This window comes from Comamonas jiangduensis (assembly GCF_030162955.1).
GTDB classification, from domain to species: Bacteria; Pseudomonadota; Gammaproteobacteria; order Burkholderiales; family Burkholderiaceae_C; genus Comamonas; species Comamonas jiangduensis.
Genome location: NZ_JARXOV010000012.1, coordinates 60,077 through 82,851, shown reverse-complemented (window position 1 = coordinate 82,851; position 22,775 = coordinate 60,077). Strand labels below are relative to the sequence as shown.

The following is a 22,775-nucleotide window of genomic DNA, read 5'->3' as shown; positions in this document are numbered from 1 at the left end:
AGAAGTGACCGGATACAGCGCTCCCCCATGCAAACCCTTGGAATTTGCTTTTTTCAAGCATAAAAAAGGCTTCTAGCGCTGATGCATCAAGCGCTAGAAGCTCACTTTTTAGAAAATTCAAACGCCCCTTGAAGGGATTTCAAGGGGCTTGGTACACCACCACGCCCTCTTTGATGGTTTGCAACACTTTCAAATCAATCAGCTGCGCGTGCGGCACGGTCAGGGGGTTGCCAGAGAGCACCACCAGATCGGCCAGCTTGCCCACTTCGATCGAACCCTTGTGCTCGGCCTCAAAGTGCTGCCAGGCAGGCCACAAGGTCATGGCTTGCAGCGCAATCCAGGGGCTGACGCGGTGCTCTGGCCCCAGCACCTGACCGCTGCGGGTGGTGCGATTGACCGTGGCATCCAGCACACGGATGGAGGATGGCGGCACCACGGGCGCATCGTGGTGGGTGGTAAAGCGCATGCCCTGCGCCAGCACCCACCCGGTGGGCGAGATGTTTTGCGCCCGCGGATCGCCCAGCACGGAGCTGCGGTGCCAGTCACCCCAATAATAGGTGTGCATGGGAAACAGCGAGGGGAAGATGCCCAGCGCCTTGATCGTATCCACCTGGTCACGGCGCAGCGTCTGCCCGTGGATCAGCACCGGGCGGCGGTCTTGCAGCGTGCCTGCACCGTCGTAACGTGCGCGTGCGGCCTGCACCCCTTGAATCATCTGGTCAATCGCTGCATCGCCATTGGCATGCACCAGAATTTGCCAGTTGTTGGCAAACGCTTTCTCTATTTGTGCCGTGGCCTGCGCACTGCTCATGACGCCGTAGCCCGCATAGCTGGCCGGCTGGCCCGCCGGGGGCTGCAGATACGGCTGGGTCAGCCAGGCGGTTTTGCCTTGTGGCGATCCATCCAGCGTCAGCTTCACCCCACCAATGCGAAAGTGCTGCTGGTAGTTGCGGCTGTAGTACGGGCCTTGCATAAAGCGCCCCTCGCCCATGGTCAGAATGTCGGGGTAAGACACGACGTCTACTTTCAACTTGCCCATCTTGGCTGCGGCAATCGCAGTGTCTACACCGCCGGGGTCAGCGCGGCCATCTTGTACCGTGGTGTAGCCAAACTGCAAGTATAGCGCCTGCGATTTTTCCAGCCAGCCTACCGACTGCTCCACAGTCAACCGGGGCATCAGGTGCTGCAAGGCGCCGAAATAAGCGTTCTCTTCCAGCACCCCATCGGGTTCGCGCGAACCGGTGAGGCGGCGGATGACGCCACCTTGTGGGTCTGGGGTTTGCGCCGTAATACCTGCGCGCTCCAGCGCCTTGCTATTCAAGGCCGCAAAGTGCCCCGACTGGTGAATCGCCACAATCGGCAAAGTGGTGGACACCGCATCCAGCTCGTCGCGCGTGGGGTGGCGCCGTTCACTCAGCTGCGAGTCGTCGTAGCCAAAACCAAACGCTACTTGCAGTTCACGTACATCGGGTGAGGTGCTGATATAGCCGCGCAAAGTCTCTTGCAACTGCGCGATTCCCGTGTTGGGCCCATCGGGCGGCGGCAGCAAATTGGCAGAGATGGCCTGCAGCCCCACGCCCCCCAGATGGCTGTGCGGATCGACAAAACCCGGAATCAACGTTCGCCCTTGCAAGTCCACCACCTGGGTGGTTGACCCCTGCCAGCGGGCCACGTCCACACGAGTGCCTGCAGCCACAATACGCCCTGTGCGCACGGCCACGGCCTCTACCTGGGGCTGGGCATCATTCATGGTCAAGATGGGGCCGTTCCAATACAGCGAATCGGCCACGCCCACAGGGGTGCTGCTTGCACGTTCCTGGGAGACCGCACACCCCGCCAACCCGACTCCCAAGCCCGTCACCGCCAAGGCGGCGGCAAACTGTCTGCGCAATATCGCCATGCTGTGCCCCTTCAATCATGTGTAGCCAGTGCTGGCCACCGCCGCAACCACACGGTGGCTGCAACAAAGAGCGTACCTAGTTTTGTGCTGCACCACACGTTTTTTGGTGCGGTGCCGCGCCATGCAATGAGGTGATCGCCCAATTTGCTGCATCGCACAATACTCACGCAAAGTCACTTGAAATTAATTTCATCGGGATTAAAAAAAGCACTTACACCGGCATACGTCAAATCTTCTTATGATCCGCGGTTTGGCACACTTCAGCGAAAGCGAAGGTCGCAAAGCCTCCGGTCTACCGGCTGCGTCAGCAGCAAAAGATAGCGGGGTTGCCACTTGCAGGAATGCGCACTACAAGATGGTGACATATTTCGTGCAAGCACAGAGACGCCAGCCGCGCCCCTGTGTATTTACGACCTTGATTTTTGCTGATCACGCAAGCACATGGTTTTCCGCTTTCCAATGCTTGCTCTTCCATATTACAAAGCAAAAATCAAATACTATGAAACAGCACGCAGGTGAATATCTGAGCTTTCAGCTCGGCGGCGAACAATACGGCATCGATATTCTGAAAGTTCAGGAAATTCGCGGTTATGAAATCGCCACCCATATTGCCAATGCTCCCGCCTATATTCTGGGTGTTTTAAATCTTCGCGGAACCATCGTACCGATTGTCGACTTGCGCATTAAGCTGGGTATTTCTGCACCATCTTATGACAACCAGACCGTCACGATTGTGCTGAATGTCGCTGAGAGCGTGGTGGGGATGGTAGTGGATGCCGTGCAAGACGTCGTGGCGTTGAAGGCCGAAGACATCAAACCTGCCCCTGATTTTGGCAACGCCGTGGCTTCGCAGCATATTGTGGGCATTGCCACACTGAGCCAGGCAGATGCTGCCCGCATGCTGATTTTGATGGATATTGAGCAATTTATGACCAGTGCTGAAATTGGTGTTATCTCTCAATCCTCAAAGATTATTGCCGAATAATTTATTAACGAGGTGCGATTGCACCTTCATACCAATACCAATATAACCGCCGAGACATTCATGAATAATTTAAAAATATCGCACAAACTCAATTTAGGTTTTGCGTTAGTGATTTTGATTTTCCTCATCACCGCAGCAACAGCGGCTTGGCAAGTCGAAAAAGTATCCGATGCCACCACCGCAATGCAGCGCTCTTCTGCCCTGCTCAAGATTGCCAGCGCCTGGCAAGGTGATGTGCGCCAAAACTCGGCCCGTTCTTTGGCGGTGGGTTTTGCCGAGAGCAATGCCATGCTGGATTTTTTCAAAGAATCCATGGCATCGACCTCACGCTCCACCGATGAGAAGCAAAAAGCCTTTTTGAGCATGGCGCAAGACAGACCAGCATCGCTGCAGCGCGCTCAGAAAGTGGGCGAATTGCGCAAGGTCTGGCTGAGCACCCGCGAAGAAGTCAATCAGATGCGCATGTCCTCTGACGACCAGACGGTGCAGAACTTTGTGCGCACCAAGTTCATTCCAGCCACGGATGCCTATATTCAGGCAACGCAAGAGATGGTGGACGGTGAAGCCAATGCCGTGGCCGCTGCCGAGCAAGAAGTGAAAGCCATGTTCAGCCAGCTCTACCAGCTGTCTGCAGTGCTGTGCCTGCTGGCCGTTGCGTTGGCCGTGCTTATCAGCTGGCGCTTGTCGCGCGGCATTGCCAACGGCGTAGAAGGTGCCCGTGCGATTGCCCAGCGCATTGGCGCAGGCGATTTGAGCCAGGAAGTGACCATCCACAGCGGCGATGAAATTGGCCAGTTGCGCAAGGCCTTGCGTGACATGCAAAACAGCCTCTCGCAGGTGGTGCGCACCGTGCGCCAAGGCTCGGACGGCGTGGCCACGGCCAGCTCGGAAATTGCCCACGGCAACCAAGACCTGTCGGCCCGTACTGAAAGCCAGGCGTCTGCGCTGGAAGAAACCTCGGCTTCTATGGAAGAGCTGGGTTCCACCGTCAAGCAAAACGCCGACAACGCCAAACAAGCCAATCAGCTGGCCCAAAATGCCTCCAACGTGGCGGTGCAAGGTGGTCAGGTGGTCGCCCAGGTGGTAGACACCATGAAGGGCATCAGCGAATCGAGCAACAAGATTGCCGACATCATCAGCGTGATTGACGGTATTGCCTTCCAGACCAACATTCTGGCTTTGAATGCAGCCGTGGAAGCAGCCCGCGCCGGCGAGCAAGGCCGTGGCTTTGCGGTGGTGGCCGGTGAAGTGCGTAGCTTGGCGGGTCGCTCTGCCGAAGCGGCCAAGGAAATCAAAAACCTCATCACGGCCAGCGTGCAGCGCGTGGAACAAGGCACAGCCTTGGTCGACCAAGCCGGCGCCACGATGGATGAAGTGGTCAGCAGCATCCGCCGCGTGACCGACATCATGGGCGAAATCAGCGCTGCCAGCTCCGAGCAAAGCGCCGGTGTGGCCCAGGTAGGCGAAGCGGTGACGCAAATGGACCAGGCCACCCAGCAAAATGCTGCTTTGGTCGAAGAGATGGCTGCCGCCGCTACCAGTTTGCACGGCCAAGCCCAAGATCTGGTGCAGGCGGTCGCGGTATTCAAGCTGTCCCACACCTCTGGCAGCTTGGGCACTGATCCGCTGGCCAGCCGCATGAGCACCGCCGCTGCGCGCCCTGCCATGGCCCCTGCAGACAACAGCGCAGCACGCCCTGCCAGCACCACTTCTGTGACTGGCAAAAAGCCAGCGGCGCTTAGCCTGTCCACACCCGCCGCCCCTAAAGCCAAGGCACCGGCCACAGCCAGCCATGCCAACGACGAGTGGGAAAGCTTCTAACCTCCTCACCGTGCAGCGCTTGCACCGCCAGGTGCTTTAAGACTTAAAACCCTTGGTAGCCCTTACCTAGCAAGCGCTCGCAGCTATTAAAAGTTATGCGCTTACAACAAAAAAGCCAGTCCTGAGACTGGCTTTTTTTATGGCTGCAAGGCACTGGCCCTGCGCCCGCGTCTTGCAACTGGGCTCACACCTGCGCCACAGCGGCATCCAAGGTGGGGTAGTCGTTGTAGCCTGTGGCATCGGCGCTGTAGATGGTTTGGGCCACCAAGGGGTTCAGCGCTGCGCCCTGCGCAAAGCGTGCGGGCAAGTCGGGGTTGGCAATAAACACACGCCCAAACGCCACCGCATCGGCTGCGCCGCTAGCCAGCAGCTTTTCAGCGTCTTGCTGGCTCATGCCGTCATTGGCAATGAAGGTGCCGCTGTAAATCTTGCGCATATGCTGGCCAATGGGCAGCACGCCGCCTTTCAACTCTTCGCGCGAGAAGATGAAACCCAGCTTGCGCGCTTCGATCTGCTCGGCCACATAGCTGAACAGCGCCACGGGGTTGCTGTCGTGCATGCTGTGCGTGTTGCTCATGGGGTTCAGGTGCACGCCGATGCGCTCGGCGGGCCACTCTTGCAGCAAAGCGTCAATCACCTCAAACAGGAAGCGTGCGCGGTTTTCGATGCTGCCGCCGTACTGGTCGGTGCGCTGGTTGCTGCCATCGTGCAAGAACTGGTCAAACAGGTAGCCGTTGGCAGCGTGCACTTCGATAAAGTCAAAACCGGCGGCCTTGGCATTGCGTGCGCCTTGCACAAAGTCTTGCACGATGCCGGCAATTTCTGCAGTCTCCAGCGCGCGTGGCACGACATAGGGACGCTTGGGGCGCAGCACGCTGACCTCGCCTTCGGGGGCAATCGCGCTGGGCGCTACGGGCAGTTGGCCATCGAGCAGTTCCGGGTCTGAAATACGGCCGACGTGCCACAGTTGCAGCGCAATATGGCCGCCTTCGGCATGGACAGCATCGGTCACGCGCTTCCAGCCTGCGACTTGCGCCTGCGACCAGATACCGGGGGTGTTGGGGTAGCCCACGCCTTGGGGGCTGACCGAGGTGGCTTCCGTCAAAATCAACCCTGCACTGGCACGCTGGCGGTAGTGCTCTACCTGCAGATCACCGGGTGTACGCGCATCAAAGGCACGCATGCGGGTCAAGGGTGCCATCACCACGCGATTGGGCAAGGTCACAGAGCCAATGTTGAAAGCTTGTTGGAGTTGTTGGGTCATGAATGTTTCAGCCATAAAAAAGACAGGCTTTTGACCAGCCTGTGCCTTTCATATGGCGTGCATTCAGCGTTTTTCAATGCCAAGGGCCTGCAAAAAATGCAGCCACTCATGACGGTGCAGGCGTACGCTTGTGGCAGATGCTCTCGAAAAGAGAGCTAAAAGCGCTTGCAAAACCTACGATTTCCAAATCAATAAGCCTGAAAACCATGCAATATGCACGCCACCAGCTACGGTTAATGAAGCAATGGCCGGCAAGCACCCAGCAAAAAGCCGGGATGAACCCGGCTTTCCCACACTGCACACCTGACGGCAGCAGCACACCAACGCATGGTGATACCGTCAGGCCGACGCAGGCAACTTGCCATCGCGCAGCAAAGCGTGCACCAGTGCCACAAAGTACTTCACGCCCCAAGGCAGCACCTGGTCATTGAAGTCGTATTGGGGGTTGTGCAGTGAGGCGCTGTCTTCGCCATTGCCCATCCAGATATAGACACCGGGGCGCGCTTGCGACATGAAGGAAAAGTCTTCGGAAGCCATGCTGGGCTTCAGATCAAGGTGCACCTTGTCAGCGCCCAGCACCTGGGCCAGCACCTCGGCGCATACCTCGGCATGCACCGGGTGGTTGATGGTGGCGGGGTAGCTCACGCGGTAGTCCAGCTCGGCGGTCAGCCCATGCAGCTGGCAGGTGGCTGCAATGGCATCGCGAAAGCGCTGCTCAATGCGCGCGCGCTGGGCCATGTCAAAGCAGCGCACGGTGCCGCGCAGCTTGATGGCTTCGGGCATGACGTTGTAGGTGTCACCGGCGTGGAAGCTGGTGATGCTCAGCACGGCGGGCTTGTGCACTTCTTGCTCGCGCGCAATCAGCGCGGGCAGCTGCGTCACCAGCTGGCACGCGGCCAGCAGCGCGTCTTTGCCCAGGTGCGGCATGGCCGCGTGGCAGCCTTGGCCCGTGAGCGTCAGATCAAAAATGTCAAAAGCCGCCATCACGGCCGTGGAATGCACGGCAGCACTGCCCACGGGCAGACCGGGCCAGTTGTGCAGGCTGTAGACGGCATCCATGGGAAAGCGCTCAAACAGCCCGTCGGCCATCATGGCGCGGGCGCCGCCCTCGTTTTCTTCCGCAGGCTGGAAGATGAAATGCACCGTGCCCGCAAAGTCAGGCTGGGCGGCCAGCGTCTGGGCAGCACCCAGCAGCATGGTGGTGTGGCCATCATGGCCGCAGGCATGCATGCGCCCTTCATGCACCGACTTGTGCGCGCAGGTGTTGAGCTCATGCACGTGCAGCGCATCCATATCGGCCCGCAAACCAATGCTGGGGCCAGCGCCACGGCTGCCATGCAGCACGGCCACAATGCCGGTGCCTGCCAGGCCCGTGTGCACTTGCAGCCCCCAGCTTTGCAGCAGTTGGGCCACGCGGGCGCTGGTGCGGTGCTCCTGGAACGCGGTTTCAGGGTGGCGATGAAAGTCGTGGCGCCACGCTTGCAAGGTGTCTTGCGTGGGCCAGTGGGGGGTGTTGTCGATAGCGCTCATGGCGGCAACTCTCCTTCAAACAGATGGGGCGCGCTTACAAGCTGCCCACAAAGAACTGCGCAATCGCTGTGGCGGCCAGGAACACGCCAGCGTTGGCCATCAACGACACCACCACAATGCGCCAGCCCAGGCGGCGGAACGCAGGAATGTCTTTGGCCAGCGCCAGGCCCGCAAAGGTCAGCATGGTGGTAATCATGGCAAAGAAGTTCACCTTGCCCGTCAGTGCGGCCACTTCGGCGGCATAGGGTGTGCTGGGGAACGTCATGGCCATGGCCACAAACGAGATCCAGCACACGGCAGGCAACTTGCGCTGGGTACCCACGTAAATCATGTCACCCACCACCACCACGGCGAGGATGATGGCCACGCCCGGCAGCGCGTCCAGCATGGGCACGCCATGGCCCACGCGGTTGGCAATCAGCACGGTCAAGCCACCCATCACCCAGGCCAGCAGGCGCATGCCCCAGTTCAGAGAGGGCGTGTGCACCACTTCAGCCGGCGCTGCAGCGCTGCCATCGTCAATCGCCACGGCTTTGCGGTTGCGGCCCAGCCAAGGCTCCATCCAGCGGTAGGCGCGCACGGCCAAAGGCAGTGAGATGAACAGCGTCAGATAGGTACCCAGCGTCGTGGCGATCAAATTGGCCGCCGCCGCATAGGTGGCAATCTGGTCGGCCATCTCGGGGTGCTGGGCCGCCACGGCGCCCACCGCTGCGGCAGTCATCGACCCCGAACCCACGCCCGCGCCCATGGCCAGTGCGTAGGGGTGGAAGATGTTCAAGCTGGTGACCAAACCGGCCAAGATGGAGATGAAAATCGCGCCAATCAAGGTGCCGGTGATGTATTCAGCCAGCACGCCACGGCCTTCGGGCGAATCCATGCCAAAGCGCTCGCCCACAATGGCCAAGCCGGGTTCACGCCCGATGGAGAACGTCGCGCCAATGGCTTCGCGCTTGATGCCCAGCATCAGCGCCACAGGCATGCCCAGCAAAATGCAGCCAATCAGGTTGCCCAGCTCTTGCAGGGCCAGCGCCCAACCGACTTTGCCCAGTTGCGGTAAAGAGCCACCCACCAGCAAGCCCAGCTTGGCAATAAACAGCAGCAGCGCGCACGACAACACGGCAGCGGCAAAGTGCTGGCCGTGCAAGTCCAGCTTGACGGGGGCGGGCATGCGCTTGGACAGCAGCCCCAGCACCAGGCCGATCAGCAGCGCCCAAATCATGGGCAACAACACCACCTTGCCAATACCCAACTCCACGGGCAGTGGGCCCAGCCACTCGGACAAAGCAGCAACCACCAGTGCCAGTGCAAACACTTGCACTACCACCCCCCAGTTCATCGGCGACTTGCCGGGCTGAACATCTGTACGCATTGGCATCCTTTTGCACGCGGCCACCATAGCAGTGGCTGCGTGACGCAGCGATAGAGAAAAGCAAAAAGCAGCCTGCGGTGCACGCACACGCGCTGCGCCACCCTCGGCCAAAGTCCGTAGCGGGTGGTTGTACAACGCCTGCGCGGCAAGCCACAGGCGGCCGTCAGGGGCAAGCAGCAGTCACCGAGCGAAGCACTCTGCGCGCATGCGCTTGCCAAGGACGGAAAATATATCCGCGTGTTTATTGCGTTTGTTTTGGTTTTCTGTTCGAAAAAACAGAACACCCCAGTACCATCGCAGACCGCATTGCACGGCCTATTCCCTCGACAACAGCCTTTCTCCCGCCCCCCATGCACGCATTTCAAGACTCCCGCGCTCGTTATTTGTTTGAAGCTGTGAGCAATGGTTCCGTGCGTGCCGCAGCAGAAAAGCTGGGGATTGTGCCTTCGGCCGTCAGCCGCCAGATCAGCTTGCTGGAAGAAGAACTCAGCGTCACGCTGATCGAGCGCCACCGAACCGGCGTGGTGCCCACCGCTGCCGGGCAGTTGATTTTGGACTACTACCGCCAGCACCAGTCCCACCAGCACGACATGCTGGCCAAGGTGGATGCCGTGCGCGGGCTGCGCAGCGGCAATATCAGCGTAGTCAGCGGTGAGGGCTTTGCGCAAGAGCTGATTGAAGGCCCCATCCGCCAGTTTCGCCAGCAATACCCCAACGTCTCGATTGCGCTGGAAATCTACGGCACCAACGAAATCGTGCGCCGCGTGCGCGAAGATGCGGCAGAAATTGGGCTGGTGTACTACGCCCCTGCGGACAGCCGCATCACCTCCCGCGGCAGTGCCCACCAGCCCATGCATGCGATTGTGGCGCCCGGCCACCCGCTCAGCCGCATGGCCCACACCTCACTGCAGCAACTGAGCGAATGGCCCGTGGCCCTGCTGCAGGGCGTGTACGGCATCCGGCAACTGGTGGAATACGCTGAGCACGCCGAGAAAATCCGTCTCTCGCCCGCACTCACCAGCAACCTGATCAGCGTACTCATGGGCTTTGTCACCTCGGGCCAGGGCGTGACGCTGCTGCCCCAATGCGCGGTCACGACCGAGTTGCAGCAAGGCCGCGTGGTGGCCGTGCCCATCAACAACCCTGCCCTGCTCAGCGCCGATGTGCAACTCATCACCCGTGCGGGGCGCCAGCTGTCACCTGCGGCCAACCGTTTTTTGCAGTACTGCATGCAAGGTATGCAAGCGTTTCAGGAAGCGGCATAAAGGACTGCGTAACCTAGGCGTTGCGTTGCTGCATGTCCAATGGCTGGACTGTGACTGTGACTGTGACTGTGACTGTGACTGTGTCAAGCCTGCCGGGCTTTCAAGATGAGGAAACCAATTCCTTCCCCTCCCCCATACCCCAGCAATGCCCTGCGCCAAAGCGCACACGCTACGCTTGTGGCTTTCCTCAAGATAGTTGGGTTGCCATGCCTGTGCTGGCAGCCGTTTTTTGACAAGGCCTTCTTTTGAGCACTTCCAGCTTCCCCTCTTGCCCCCAATGCGGTTTGGACAACACCTACCCCGATGGCGAAATGTTCATCTGCCCTGATTGCGCGCATGAATGGTCGGCCGATGCCGCCGACAGCAGCGACGAAGACAGCGGCCCCCGCACCATCAAAGACGCCAACGGCACCCCGCTGGCCGATGGCGATACGGTGCTGCTGATCAAGGATTTGAAGGTCAAAGGCTCATCCACCGTCCTTAAAAAAGGCAGCAAGATCAAAGGCATCCGCTTGGTGTATGACAACGGTGACCACGATGTAGACTGCAAAACCGAGCAAGGCCCCTTTACGCTCAAGTCGGAGTTTTTGAAGAAGGCCTGAAGGCGCTCGCGCCTGCGCCCTGGGCGCCTCAACCACCCCAAAGGCCGCTGCATGCGGCTTTTTTTCGGGATGCAGATGGCATGCACATGCGCAGCACTTGGCATGAGGCAACGCGTGTTTTTATAGAAAAACAGCCTCTAGCGCTTATGCAGCAAGCGCCAGCAGCTCACAATTTCTTCAATACCACCCCATCTCAAAAACAAAAGGCAGCCGAAGCTGCCTGTTGCATTCATGCTGCAAGAGCGCATGGATGCCCCTGCGGCAGAGCCTGCCAACTGCGCAGTGCCGTGCCACGCCCTGCTTGCCTTTCTGCCAAGGCAGGGCATGGCACACATCACACTCAGAACTGGAAGTCTGCCCGCACCCAGAACATGCGCCCCGGCTCGGTAATGCGCTGGTCACCTGGGTAGCCAAAACCGGCATTACCCAGCAGGTTCAGGTGCTCGACATAGTATTTGTCAAACACGTTGTCGATCCCGGCCAGCAGCTTCACCGTGGGCGACACGCGGTAGCTGGCATTCAGCGCCAGCGTGCCAAAACCGGCTGTGGGCTTCAGATCGCGCCCCACCACATTGCCCTCGTCGCGGCTGTAGCGGTGCTGGGGGGCCACCAGTCGCCACAGAGTGCCCGCGGTCCACGCACCCTGTGCATAGTCCAGGCCCAGCTTCAGCTCAGGCGGTGGGGTCTGGGGCAAGGGACGGTGATCGGTGGTGTTGTTCTGCCAGCTGGCAGCCAGCGTGGCCTGCGCCGTCCACGCGGGTGTGAAGCGGTAGTGCCCACCCAGCTCCACCCCGGCGGTGCGCGCATCCACATTGCGCACGTTCTTGCTGCTGCCTGCGTAGTTGAACAGGATGTAGTCCTGCACCTGGCCCACGTAGGCCGATGCCCAGGCCTGCGCCCGCTCCCCCTTCCACTGCGCGCCAAAGTCCAGCTGGGTGGTTTTTTCAGGCTTGAGCAACTGGAAGGCGTTACCCTGGTTCAAGCCACCGTTGCTGGGCGAGAACAACTCCCAGTAATCGGGAAAGCGCTGCACGTGGCCCAGCCCGGCATACACCGTAGTGCCCTGTGCCAGCGTCTGCTCCCAGCGCACAAAGCCACTGGGCATCATGTGATCGCTGCGGCTGTCAGACATATTGCCGGTGTAGCGCCGTACCTGCGCCTGGTCCAGCCGCAGCCCGCCCACCCAGCGCGTGCTGGCGCCGGCCTTCCAGGTGGATTCGGCAAACCAGCCCCAGTTACTGAACTTGGCATCGCGCACCCGCGGCTGCAACTGATAAGACATGCTGGGTGTACCCGCGCGCTTGTCATGCGGGCTGACATAGCTGTCCACCCCGGTCACCACCTCCAGCGACTGCAGCGGCTGCAGCGTGAGCGCCAGGCGGCCACCATTGGTAATGCGGCGCACATTGCTGGCTTTGCCACCGGCCATCATGCCGATGGTGGGCGGCGTGCGCAGGGTGTAGTTGTCCATCAGGTGGTCAGCGCTGTGGTGGTACAGCTGCGCCTCCAGCTTGCTCAGCCACGGCGTCAGGTGGCGCTTTTCCACGCGCAGCCCCACGCTGTCGCGGCGGAACATGCTGCCATCCATAGCGCGGGTGGCGTATTTGGCCCAGCCATCGCCTGCGCCCACGGTCAGCTCGGCCAGGGTGTCGGCATTGGGTGTCCAGCCCAGTGCCACGTCGGCATTCCACTTTTCGTAGGCCGAATGCACGCGCTGGCCTGCACCGTCTTCGTAGTTGTCGCTGTGCGAGCGGTTGGCGCTGATGCGGGCGTACATCTGCGGGTTGCCCACCTCCAGCTCGGCACGCTGGTCATTGCGGCCATGGCTGCCGGCCATCACGCTGGCCGTGCCACGAGCTGCGGCCTGCTCAAACTCGGGCGGCAGGCGGTCAAACCGCACCACCCCGGCCGAAGTACCCGGCCCCCACAGCACCGTCTGCGGCCCTTTGACCAGCGTCAGGCTGTCAAAGGTTTCGGGCGAAATGTACGAACTGGGCGAATCCATGCGCCCCCCGCAGGCCCCCAGCACATGGGCGCCGTTGGTCAACAGCGGCAGGCGCGAGCCAAACTGGCCGCGAAACACTGGATCGCTGTTGCTGCCGCCGCTGCGCAACGCTGAAAAGCCCGGAATGGATTTGAGGTAATCCGCCGCATCGCTGGCCGGAACGGGCTGGCGCGGCTGTTTAGGGTCTATCACCAGCTGGATGGGCGACTGGTCGTGCACTGCCGTCACCACCACCTCGGGCTGAACGACAGGTTCAGCCTGCTGGGCCCCCACCTGCGCGCTCCACAAGGCCAGGCAGGCCAGTGCCACGGGGCGCAGTACGAGCAAAGATGTACGGGTGCATGGGGCAGCCACGTTCAATGTCCGGGCTGCTACAGAGGCGCAAGGCTGCGCCGCAGTCAAAAAATACATGGTTTTCAATTTCTTTTCCGTGCCCGTACACGCCCAGGGCAAAGCTGGGCGGCGCACGCAGGCAGCCGCCCCCACAGGGCGTGAAACAAGCTAATTGCAAGGAACACCACATCCCTGAGGGGCCACAGCCTTTGCACACTGCTAGCGGCGTTGCGGCAGCGGTGGTACAGGTGGCGGGCACACAGTGATCAGGTGCAGGCGTTCAACGTGAGTGTGTTCAGGGCGGCCATGCCTGCAAGCACCCGCTGTTCCAGCGGAATGCGCACAGCGCGGGGCGCTTGCAAAGCAGCAGGCAGCACAAAAAGTAGTCGCGTATGGCCAACGCCAGCCCGCAGACCCAAGGTGCGCAACCACGGCAGGTGCCGCAGTCCGCAATACCCAAGGCCGCGCTCGACACCCAGGCATCTAGCGCAAGGGCGGCATCAGCAGATTTACGCACGGAAAAGAGAGGGCGGCCCGCGTGGGGGCAAGGGCGCGCTGATTTGCAGCGCTGGGGGAAAGTGCGGTGGCTGCTTCCAGCGGTGTGGGTGGGCAGGCTCGGGGTACTGCACCACCTGCAGCGCAAAGGCTGCAGGGCCCATCAATGCCACGCACAGCAAGCAATGCGGCCCGGCATGCTCACTATGGTCAAGATCGGGGTGTGGCGCATCGGTGGCATTCAAGCCTGCCTCCAGCCATGCGGTGTATTCCGCATCGCTGGCCGGCAATGCCGCCTCCGATATGCACAGGCTGTGCTGCATGGCAGACAGCATCGCATCGCCCCCCATCGGCACAGGCATTGGCATGGCCCGCACACGTACGCCAGAGAGCATGGCCACCAGCCACAGCAGCGTGAACACCGTGAGAACCACGGTGTGCAAGCGACGGCGTTGACGGATGTTTTCCAGCATGGCGCGCATTATTCGCGAAAAGCAGCACCGCGCCAGCGTTGGCGCGCGCTAGGGGCCCTATTCAACGCATTGATTGCGCTGGAATTGCGCTGCCGCAAACCTGCAAGCTCCCCATGTCTCGGCTTGCACGCTCGCGCAGACTGGCAAGTCTGCACGCACATTACGCATCCAATTAGCATCTAACGCTTATCTGTATTGCGCCAGCAGCTATCAAATTCAAACTCCAGGCAGAACGAGCGCCACACACCGCAGCCCGAGCTGGCTGTGTGAGGCAGCTTGCTGCGTGCACGGCGCAAGCCGCTGGTCTTTGTGCGTGCTTTTGACAGGTGCCGTGGCGCCAGGGCGGTTGGTCTGCGGTCATGCACCCTGCGCCGTGAGCGGGCCGCTCACAGCTTCCACCACCCCACCATGCCCAGCGCTGACAGCGCCCACATGCCCATCAGGGCGTGCCGACACCACTGCGTGTGCTGGCGCAGCACCGTGACATACAGCAACGCACACACCACAGCAATCGCGCCCGCCATGGTGGGAATCATGGCCATCAAGGCATTCGCACGCTCCGCACCCGAGGTGCCCACATGCATGGTCAGCAGCAACGCCAGCGGCAGGCAGCCACAGATGGTCAGCGTGAAAGCCGCCAAAGCGTATGACCAGCCATAGCTCAGCCCCAAAAACGATGAAAAATTGCTGGGTGGGGTCATGGAGATACAGCCTTTGTGCGATGGGTAATCAAAATGGACAGGCGCTAGGCAAACGCAGGAGCGACGCAGTGGCAACGCAAACAGTCTGGCAGCGCACGCCCTTTGTTTGCAAGCACTAGAAAGACTCAAAACCGGCCTGAGCGCTTGATTTTAAAGCGCAGGCAGCTATTAAAACGGGAACCTTTACGCCTGCTGCCACGCGTTGAACCAGCGGGGCTGCAAGCCGGATGGCTGCACGGGCATGCAAGCTCATTCACTTGGCGCTCAAAGGCTCTGAAGCTCACACGCTCGCCCTGGAGCTTGATGCCTGTCAATCTGCTCGCAGGTGCAGCCCACGTTGGACGCGTATGTACGGCACCTGCATGCCCCGTATTAGCTGGCGCTGGCACAAAGTGCCAAACCCCGCTGCGAGTCAAAGAAGCCAGAAAGCTGTAATACGGACTGCATCAACCCTGTGGCCTGCCATAAATCACTAGATAGCCACTTCCGTGCGGCTTCGGGCTGCTCTCGCATCTACTGCTGGCAACGGCCAACCAAGCCATGCGCCTGTCTATCCAGGCAGTCAGCGCCCCCTACTCCTTCCGGTTGTCCGTAAGGCATCTGGCCCTACTGACTTTGCCCATCGCCCTGGCCTATCGGCTGCACGTCGGCCATTTATGCCACCACTCCGAAGCAAGCGCACGATTTTTTATATTTTGTTATGCTGCTTTCGCAATTCCTTGCATGATGCAGCTAGATTCTTGTGACCATTATTAAAACTGAAATACCGTTCTCGAAATTAGAAATGCTTAATCTTTTGCAAGCAGCTGTAGATCAAGCATTTAATGCAGTACTCATTACAAGCCCTGGTGAAAATGGTCGGAGACACAAAATAATTTACTGCAATCCCGCGTTCTGCAAAATGACAGGCTACAGCTTAGAGGAGCTCTTTGGCCAATCCCCCGGTTTGCTGCAAGGCCCTTTGACAGATAAAGAGCTTCTTCAAAAATTACGAATTACTCTTCTTGAAGACAAATATTTTTTAGGATCAGCTTTAAACTATCGTAAAGATGGCACCATTTATTTGGTTGAGTGGAATATTTCTGCAGTTCGCGATGCAACTGGCGAAATTCAGGCATATGTTTCTGTGCAGCAAGATATCACCGCACGCGCAGAGGCTGAACATAGACAAGCCTTACTTGCACGCGCCCTGGATGCCACAGAAGACGCAGTTTTAATTTCAGACGACAAAGCACAAATTCTTTTTGTCAATCAAGCTTTTGAACATCAAACAGGGTATTCAAGCAGTGAAGTTTTAGGAAAGACGCCTAAATTCCTGCAATCTGGCACACATACACCTACTTTTTATGCTGATCTACACCTTGCACTGGCACAAGGTGAGAGCTATCAATCCACCTTTACCAACAAGCATAAAGATGGGCATCTGTACTATGCCGCTCAGACCATTACCCCAATTAAAGACGAAAACGGCTCCATAGCGCATTTTGTCAGCGTCAGCAAAGACGTTTCTGATTTAGTCATGCGTACGCACGAACTAAAAAAGCAAGCGGAGCATGATGCATTAACTGGTTTGCTCAATAGACGTGTTGGCGAAAGAAAACTTAAGCTCTGCTGCAAAACGGCACAATCAAAAAAACAAGCTTATGCATTAATTCTTATAGATATTGACAACTTCAAAAAAATAAATGATCAATTTGGACATGATGAAGGCGATAGAGTTTTAAGACAATGTGCAAAACTCATCAATGCCTCCGTCCGAGTGGGTGACATTGTCACACGATGGGGTGGTGAAGAATTTTTGATTGTATTGCCAGGCTGCTCACTGGGCGCTGCCAGAGATCTAGCAGAGCGCATCCGAAAGGTCGTTGCCAGCCAGGATGATCCGATCGTTGGACAAATCACGCTGTCCCTTGGAGTTGGTACGGTTCGGCTATCAGAAAATTACACAGAACTACTGAAACGCACTGATGAAGCACTGTACCAAGCGAAGCGAAGCGGTAGAAACAAAGTGGTTATCGCAGAACCTGCTTTATAAAATAAGACAATAATTTTATTATGCATTGCTGCGCAAATATAATCTAAAGAAAAGCACTAAAAATTATTTATGCAATAACTACATTTCACTGACAAATTAAAAATTATTTAATTCATAAAATAATGGGACACAAAGCCCCATTATTTTATCATTTAGAAATTATTTAATTTATCTTCCTGGTTTTGTACAAAGAGACAATAATTCCAGCAGCCAAAAGTCCACCTGTAACCACCAAGCTCACGGATGCAGGTACTTTTCCGTCAAACATAAAATCACCCAAGAATATTTTTGCTCCAATAAAAATCAATACCAAAGCCAAGGCGTACTTGAGATAGTGAAATCGATGCACCATGGCTGCCAGTGCAAAGTAAAGTGCCCTCAACCCTAAGATGGCAAAGATATTGCTTGTGTATACGATAAACGGATCCGGTGTAATCGCAAAAATAGCTGGAACAGAGTCAATTGCAAAAACCAAATCAGCGATTTCAACCAGAATCAAGCTCAAAAGCAAGGGGGTGGCAAAAATTGCCATTTTTCCGGTCGAAGGATCCTGCTGACGCACCGTGAACGCCTGACCATGCAATGTCTCTGTCACACGCATGCGTGATTTCAAAAATCGCAGTACGGGGTTGTTGGCAATATCAGGCTGATGGTCAACCATGATGAGCATTTTGATACCTGTGGCCAATAGTATGACGGCAAACAAGTACATAACCCAGGCAAATTCCATCACCAGTGCGGCACCCAGACCGATCATGATTGCACGCAGCACAATCACGCCCAATATGCCCCAAAATAGTACACGATGCTGATACTCGCGCGGCACCGCAAAATACGTAAATATCAAGGAGATGATAAAGACGTTATCCATCGCCAACGTCTTTTCAACCAGATAGCCTGTCATATACAGCTTGACCGCTGTCCACCCTCTCTCTTCGGGGCTGGCAGCGGCTGCAATTTGGGGGTCTAGCGCACCTGCGCCGGAGTAATTGACATAAATCCAATAAACAGCCGCAGCCCAGGCAAGGCCCAAGCCGATGTACAAAGCTGACATTTTCAAGCTGTCACTAATTTCAATAGCCTGAGCATCTCTGTGAAGAATGCCTAGATCGAATGCCAAAATAGCTATGACAGTGCTTAGAAAAGCAAACCATATCCAAAGTGGCATACCTAACCAGAGGGTAGAGAGGAATTCCATGATGCAAAAAGATGGGTTAAAAAACTTGCTCTTGAAACAGAGCAAAGCACCGGCACCGCAATTCTTCTCCGGGGGAATAAACTAAAAAAGCAGCTTAAAAATGAGTTACGCTTCAATTTTTCCGAACTATTGATGCACCAGCCATGCTCAACTACCGGCACCTCTACTACTTTTGGGTTGTTGCCAATGAAGGTGGCTTTGCGCGTGCCGCAGAGCGTTTGGATATGGCAATCCAGACCATCAGTTCACAAGTACGAAATTTAGAGGCCTCAATAGGCCACCAGTTGCTCAAACCTTCGGGGCGAAGCGTGGTACTTACCGATGCAGGTCGTGCCGTTTTTTTACGGGCAGATGAAATTTTCCTACTCGGCGCACGCATCCCTGCAGAGGCTGCCGCTGCCGCAGCGGCAGGGTCATCCATGCGTTTGTCCGTCGGACTTTCAGACGGTATTGCCAAGCTGGCGGCTCACAGGTTACTCCAGCCGATATTGAAAACTGCAGGCTTAAAACTTGTCTGCCACGAAGGTGAAGTTGAACAGCTGATGGCGGAGTTGGCGTTGCACAAGCTGGATTTGGTTTTGGCCTGCCAACCCCCTCGCCACAACTTTAGTTTTCGCTTGTCGAGTGATCGGTTGCTCGTGTCACGCGTGGATTGGTATGGCCCGGCAAGCTTGGTGACTGACCAGGCAATTGCCGCATTCCCACAAAGTCTTGGTAATTTACCCATACTGGCACCGACGTCCCATGCCGCACTGCGCAACCGGATGGATCGTTGGTTTGAGGGCATAGGCCTGCAGCCCCAGATCGTGGGTGAGTTTGAAGACAGCGCTTTGTTAAGTATTTTTGCAGCACAGGGAATGGGCATATTTCCGGTCACTGAATTAGGCGCTGCGGATCTTGGAAAAATACAAGAGCTCCGGTTGCTTGGCTGCAGCCAAGGACTGAGTGAAGAAATTCATGCCATATATAGCTCGCGCAGCAAGAATCATCCCTTGGTCGGAAAAATTTTACAAAACACAATCAATGCTGATGGTGCTGAATAATTCATCGAAAATCTATTAACCAAATTAAGTTATCTACGGACTGGAATGGAATGGAATAAATATTTCCCAAACCAAGTAGTCATAAATAATCTGCACAATGGGCAGTAAAAAATCACAAGAAGCAAAACAAAAAGGCAGCCTTAAGCTGCCTTTTTTAATTACCCTAAAAGCAATTACTTGCGGGCTGGCGGCACATCGGTACACGACCCATGCGCCACTTCCGCCGCCATGCCAATGCTTTCGCCCAGCGTGGGGTGCGGGTGGATGGTCTTGCCGATGTCCACGGTGTCGGCGCCCATTTCGATGGCCAGGGCAATCTCGCCAATCATGTCACCGGCGTGCGTGCCGACGATGCCACCGCCCAGGATGCGGCCATGGCCGTGCGCCTCGGGGCTGTCATCGAACAGCAGCTTGGTAAAGCCTTCGTCGCGGCCATTAGCGATGGCGCGGCCGGAGGCGGCCCAGGGGAACAGGCCCTTCTTGACCTTGATGCCTTGTGCCTTGGCCTGGTCTTCGGTCAGGCCCACCCATGCCACTTCGGGGTCGGTGTAGGCGACGCTTGGGATGACGCGGGCGTTGAAGGCGGCTGATGCCAGCTCCTTGTTGCCCTGCAATTCACCGGCGATGACTTCGGCGGCCACATGCGCTTCGTGCACAGCCTTGTGCGCCAGCATGGGCTGGCCCACGATGTCGCCAATCGCAAAGATGTGCGGCACGTTGGTGCGCATCTGGATGTCCACGTCGATGAAGCCACGGTCGGTCACGGCCACACCGGCCTTGTCGGCGCTGATCTTCTTGCCGTTGGGCGTGCGGCCCACGGCTTGCAGAACTAGGTCGTAGGTCTGGGGCTCGGGCACGGTGACGCCGTCCTTGGCGGGGGCGAACGTGACCTTGATGCCTTCGGGCGTGGCTTCGGCCCCCACGGTCTTGGTGTTGACCATGATGTTGTCAAAGCGCGGGGCATTCATCTTCTGCCAGACCTTGACCAGGTCACGGTCCGCGCCCTGCATCAGGCCGTCCATCATTTCCACCACGTCCAGGCGGGCGCCCAGGGTGCTGTAGACGGTGCCCATTTCCAGGCCGATGATGCCGCCGCCCAGGATCAGCATGCGCTTGGGCACGGCCTTGAGGTCCAGCGCGCCGGTGGAGTCCACCACGCGTTCGTCCTTGGGCATGAAAGGCAGATGCACGGCCTGCGAGCCCGCAGCGATGATGGCGTTCTTGAACTGAACGACTTTTTTGCTGCCCGTCTTTTCTTGGCCAGTGCCGGTGGTCTCTTGCACTTCAATCTGGTGGGCGCCGACAAACTGGCCGTAGCCACGCAGCACCGTCACCTTGCGCATCTTGGCCATCTGGCCCAGACCGCCGGTCAGCTTGCCGATGACCTTTTCCTTGTGGCCGCGCAGTTGGTCGATGTTGACTTCTGGGGCCGCGAACTTGACGCCGGCGACTTCCAGGTGCTTGACTTCGTCCATCACGGCAGCGACGTGCAGCAGCGCCTTGGAGGGGATGCAGCCCACGTTCAGGCACACGCCACCCAGGGTGGCGTAGCGCTCGACCAACACGACCTTCAGGCCCAGGTCGGCGGCGCGGAAGGCGGCGGAGTAGCCGCCGGGGCCGCCGCCGAGCACGACCACGTCGGCTTCCAGATCCACCGTGCCCGCAAAGTTGCTGGCAACCGCTGCGGAAACAGGAACTGTTGGCGCCGGTGCTGCCTGGGCTGGAGTCGGATTTTGCTTAGATTCTGCTAATGGTGCAGCAACGGGGGCTGCAGCAGCGCCCTCTGCCACTTCCAGTGTCAGCACCACAGAGCCCATCGCGACTTTGTCGCCCAGCTTCACTTTCAATTCCTTGACCACGCCTGCGTGGCTGGAAGGAATTTCCATGGAAGCCTTGTCGGACTCGACGGTGATGAGCGACTGGTCAACGGTGACGGTGTCACCGGGCTGCACCAGCAGCTCGATCACGCCCACTTCGGCGAAGTCGCCAATGTCAGGCACTTGGATATCGATGATTGCCATAGGTATCAGCCCTTCATTACAGCAGGATGCGGCGGTAGTCCGCCAGCACTTGGCCCAGGAAGGCGTTAAAGCGTGCAGCGGCTGCGCCGTCGATGACGCGGTGGTCGTACGACAGGCTCAAAGGCAGCATCAGGCGGGGCACAAATTTTTCCTTCTCTTCGTTCCACACAGGCTGGATGGAGCCACGCGACAGGCCGAGGATGGCCACTTCAGGTGCGTTGACGATCGGCGTGAAGTCGGTACCACCAATGCCGCCCAAGGACGAAATCGAGAAGCAGCCGCCTTGCATGTCGGCCGCGCCCAGCTTGCCGTCGCGCGCCTTTTTAGCCAGCTCACCCATTTCCTGGCTGATTTGCAGAATGCCCTTCTTGTCCGCGTCCTTGAGCACGGGAACGACCAGGCCGTTCGGTGTGTCAGCGGCAAAGCCGATGTTGTAGTACTGCTTGTAGACCAGGGTGTCGCCATCCAACGAGGCGTTGAAATCTGGGAATTTCTTCAGCGCAGCGACTACGGCCTTGATGACGAAGGCCAGCATGGTCACCTTGACATCGCTCTTGGCCTTGGCCTGCTCGGCGTTGGTTTGCACGCGGAAGGCTTCCAGCTCGGTGATGTCGGCCAGGTCATTGTTGGTCACGTGGGGAATCATCACCCAGTTGCGGTGCAGGTTGGCGCCCGAGATCTTCTTGATGCGCGACAGATCCTTGCGTTCCACAGGGCCGAACTTGGCAAAGTCGACCTTGGGCCATGCCAACACTTCCAGACCGCCCACGTTGCCGCCCGACGATGCCTTGGCAGGTGCTGCCGCCTGCTGTGCCAGGGTTTGCACGGCACCGGCCATCACCGACTTGGTGAACGCCAGAATGTCTTCTTGGGTGATGCGGCCCTTGCTGCCGGAGCCCTTGACCTCTGCCAGTGGCACGCCCAACTCACGCGCAAACTTGCGCACGGAAGGCGATGCATGGGGCAGCGCGCCCGATGGGGCTACGGTGGGGTTGTGTGCAGGCGCTGCAGTAGTTGTAGCTGCTGGCGCAGGTGCAGCAATGGCTGGAGCCTGATTTTGTACAGCTGGTGCAGCCACAGGAGCCGGTGCTGCGGCAGGTGCCGAGGCAGCAGGGGCTGCGCCCTGCACGCTCATGGTGCCGACCACGTCGCCCACGTTGACGGTGTCGCCCAGCTTGATGCTCAGCGCGGTGATGGTGCCAGCGGCAGGCGATGGGATTTCCATCGATGCCTTGTCAGACTCCACGGTGAACAGCGATTGCTCTGCCGTGACCACATCGCCCACCTTGACCAGCATTTCAATGACGGCCACGTCCTTGAAATCACCAATGTCAGGGATGACGATATTCATAGAGCTCGCTGCAGTTGCAGGAGCTGCTTGCGCAGGTGCTGCGCTCACTTCAGCAGGTTTTGGGGCCGAAACCGTCGCAGCTGGTGCGCTAGGCGCTGCAGCTTCTGTAGCAGCAGGCACGGCGTCGGGCGCAGCGGCGCTGTCTGCCGTCTCGATCACCGCGATGATGGCGCCCTGCGCCACTTGGTCGCCCAGCTTCACGCGCAACTCTTTGAGCACGCCGCCGTGGCTCGATGGAATTTCCATGGAGGCTTTGTCGGACTCCACAGTGATGAGCGATTGCTCGACCTTGATGGTGTCGCCCACGTTGACCAGCACCTCGATCACGCCCACGCTGTCGAAGTCACCGATGTCCGGGACCTTGATTTCTGTCAATGCCATGTG

16 protein-coding genes and 1 riboswitch are annotated in these 22,775 nt (G+C 58.2%); of the genes, 6 read left to right on the top strand and 10 right to left on the bottom strand.

Annotation, left to right across the window (positions count from 1 at the left end; translation table 11 throughout):
* Positions 1 to 139 precede the first annotated feature (139 nt).
* Entirely contained in the window at positions 140 to 1,900 is a 1,761-nt protein-coding gene (locus QEP12_RS10795; protein ID WP_284214244.1) for an amidohydrolase, read from the bottom strand.
* A gap of 242 nt (positions 1,901 to 2,142) precedes the next feature.
* Positions 2,143 to 2,234: riboswitch (cyclic di-GMP riboswitch) on the top strand.
* A gap of 165 nt (positions 2,235 to 2,399) precedes the next feature.
* Between QEP12_RS10795 and QEP12_RS10790 the strand changes: the two genes are divergently transcribed.
* A complete protein-coding gene (locus QEP12_RS10790) occupies positions 2,400 to 2,885 on the top strand; it encodes a chemotaxis protein CheW (protein ID WP_284214243.1) in 486 nt (161 codons plus the stop codon).
* Between the two features lie 60 nt (positions 2,886 to 2,945).
* The gene (locus QEP12_RS10785) at positions 2,946 to 4,706 is read left to right on the top strand and encodes a methyl-accepting chemotaxis protein (protein ID WP_284214242.1); all 1,761 of its coding nucleotides are present in this window, start codon (positions 2,946 to 2,948) and stop codon (positions 4,704 to 4,706) included.
* A gap of 184 nt (positions 4,707 to 4,890) precedes the next feature.
* On the opposite strand, the gene QEP12_RS10780 is transcribed toward QEP12_RS10785, so the two are convergent.
* The 3 genes from QEP12_RS10780 to QEP12_RS10770 form a co-directional block, all read right to left on the bottom strand.
* Positions 4,891 to 5,970, bottom strand: a complete 1,080-nt coding sequence (locus QEP12_RS10780; protein WP_284214241.1) for an alkene reductase — start codon at positions 5,968 to 5,970, stop codon at positions 4,891 to 4,893.
* A 339-nt stretch (positions 5,971 to 6,309) separates the two neighbouring features.
* Complete coding sequence (locus QEP12_RS10775; RefSeq protein ID WP_284214275.1) at positions 6,310 to 7,491, bottom strand: M20 aminoacylase family protein; 1,182 nt, start codon at positions 7,489 to 7,491, stop codon at positions 6,310 to 6,312.
* A gap of 43 nt (positions 7,492 to 7,534) precedes the next feature.
* Positions 7,535 to 8,869: a DUF3100 domain-containing protein gene (locus QEP12_RS10770; protein WP_284214240.1), complete on the bottom strand. Its 1,335-nt coding sequence runs from the start codon at positions 8,867 to 8,869 to the stop codon at positions 7,535 to 7,537.
* Between the two features lie 350 nt (positions 8,870 to 9,219).
* Between QEP12_RS10770 and QEP12_RS10765 the strand changes: the two genes are divergently transcribed.
* Both QEP12_RS10765 and QEP12_RS10760 read left to right on the top strand, forming a co-directional pair.
* Positions 9,220 to 10,134: a LysR family transcriptional regulator gene (locus QEP12_RS10765; RefSeq protein ID WP_284214239.1), complete on the top strand. Its 915-nt coding sequence runs from the start codon at positions 9,220 to 9,222 to the stop codon at positions 10,132 to 10,134.
* Positions 10,135 to 10,379: 245 nt separating this feature from the next.
* Positions 10,380 to 10,736: a zinc ribbon domain-containing protein YjdM gene (locus QEP12_RS10760; RefSeq protein WP_284214238.1), complete on the top strand. Its 357-nt coding sequence runs from the start codon at positions 10,380 to 10,382 to the stop codon at positions 10,734 to 10,736.
* A 340-nt stretch (positions 10,737 to 11,076) separates the two neighbouring features.
* On the opposite strand, the gene QEP12_RS10755 is transcribed toward QEP12_RS10760, so the two are convergent.
* From QEP12_RS10755 to QEP12_RS10745, 3 genes are all read right to left on the bottom strand, one after another.
* A complete protein-coding gene (locus tag QEP12_RS10755) occupies positions 11,077 to 13,152 on the bottom strand; it encodes a TonB-dependent copper receptor (RefSeq protein ID WP_284214237.1) in 2,076 nt (691 codons plus the stop codon).
* Between the two features lie 431 nt (positions 13,153 to 13,583).
* Positions 13,584 to 14,042: a hypothetical protein gene (locus tag QEP12_RS10750; RefSeq protein WP_174862634.1), complete on the bottom strand. Its 459-nt coding sequence runs from the start codon at positions 14,040 to 14,042 to the stop codon at positions 13,584 to 13,586.
* A gap of 386 nt (positions 14,043 to 14,428) precedes the next feature.
* Positions 14,429 to 14,743, bottom strand: coding sequence for a hypothetical protein (locus QEP12_RS10745; RefSeq protein WP_284214236.1), 315 nt, complete (start codon positions 14,741 to 14,743; stop codon positions 14,429 to 14,431).
* Between the two features lie 742 nt (positions 14,744 to 15,485).
* Here QEP12_RS10745 and QEP12_RS10740 point away from each other — a divergent pair.
* On the top strand, positions 15,486 to 16,778 hold the full coding sequence (locus tag QEP12_RS10740; protein WP_284214235.1) for a sensor domain-containing diguanylate cyclase: 1,293 nt from the start codon (positions 15,486 to 15,488) through the stop codon (positions 16,776 to 16,778).
* A 163-nt stretch (positions 16,779 to 16,941) separates the two neighbouring features.
* On the opposite strand, the gene QEP12_RS10735 is transcribed toward QEP12_RS10740, so the two are convergent.
* Positions 16,942 to 17,976, bottom strand: a complete 1,035-nt coding sequence (locus QEP12_RS10735) for a TerC family protein (RefSeq protein WP_219164571.1) — start codon at positions 17,974 to 17,976, stop codon at positions 16,942 to 16,944.
* Between the two features lie 143 nt (positions 17,977 to 18,119).
* Here QEP12_RS10735 and QEP12_RS10730 point away from each other — a divergent pair, with 143 nt between their 5' ends.
* Entirely contained in the window at positions 18,120 to 19,019 is a 900-nt protein-coding gene (locus QEP12_RS10730) for a LysR family transcriptional regulator (RefSeq protein WP_174863526.1), read from the top strand.
* A gap of 173 nt (positions 19,020 to 19,192) precedes the next feature.
* On the opposite strand, the gene lpdA is transcribed toward QEP12_RS10730, so the two are convergent.
* Positions 19,193 to 21,040 carry a dihydrolipoyl dehydrogenase gene (gene lpdA / locus QEP12_RS10725; protein WP_284214234.1) on the bottom strand — a complete coding sequence of 616 codons (1,848 nt, stop codon included), beginning with the start codon at positions 21,038 to 21,040 and terminating at the stop codon, positions 19,193 to 19,195.
* Between the two features lie 16 nt (positions 21,041 to 21,056).
* Complete coding sequence (gene aceF / locus QEP12_RS10720) at positions 21,057 to 22,772, bottom strand: dihydrolipoyllysine-residue acetyltransferase (protein ID WP_284214233.1); 1,716 nt, start codon at positions 22,770 to 22,772, stop codon at positions 21,057 to 21,059.
* Between the last annotated feature and the right edge of the window lie 3 nt (positions 22,773 to 22,775).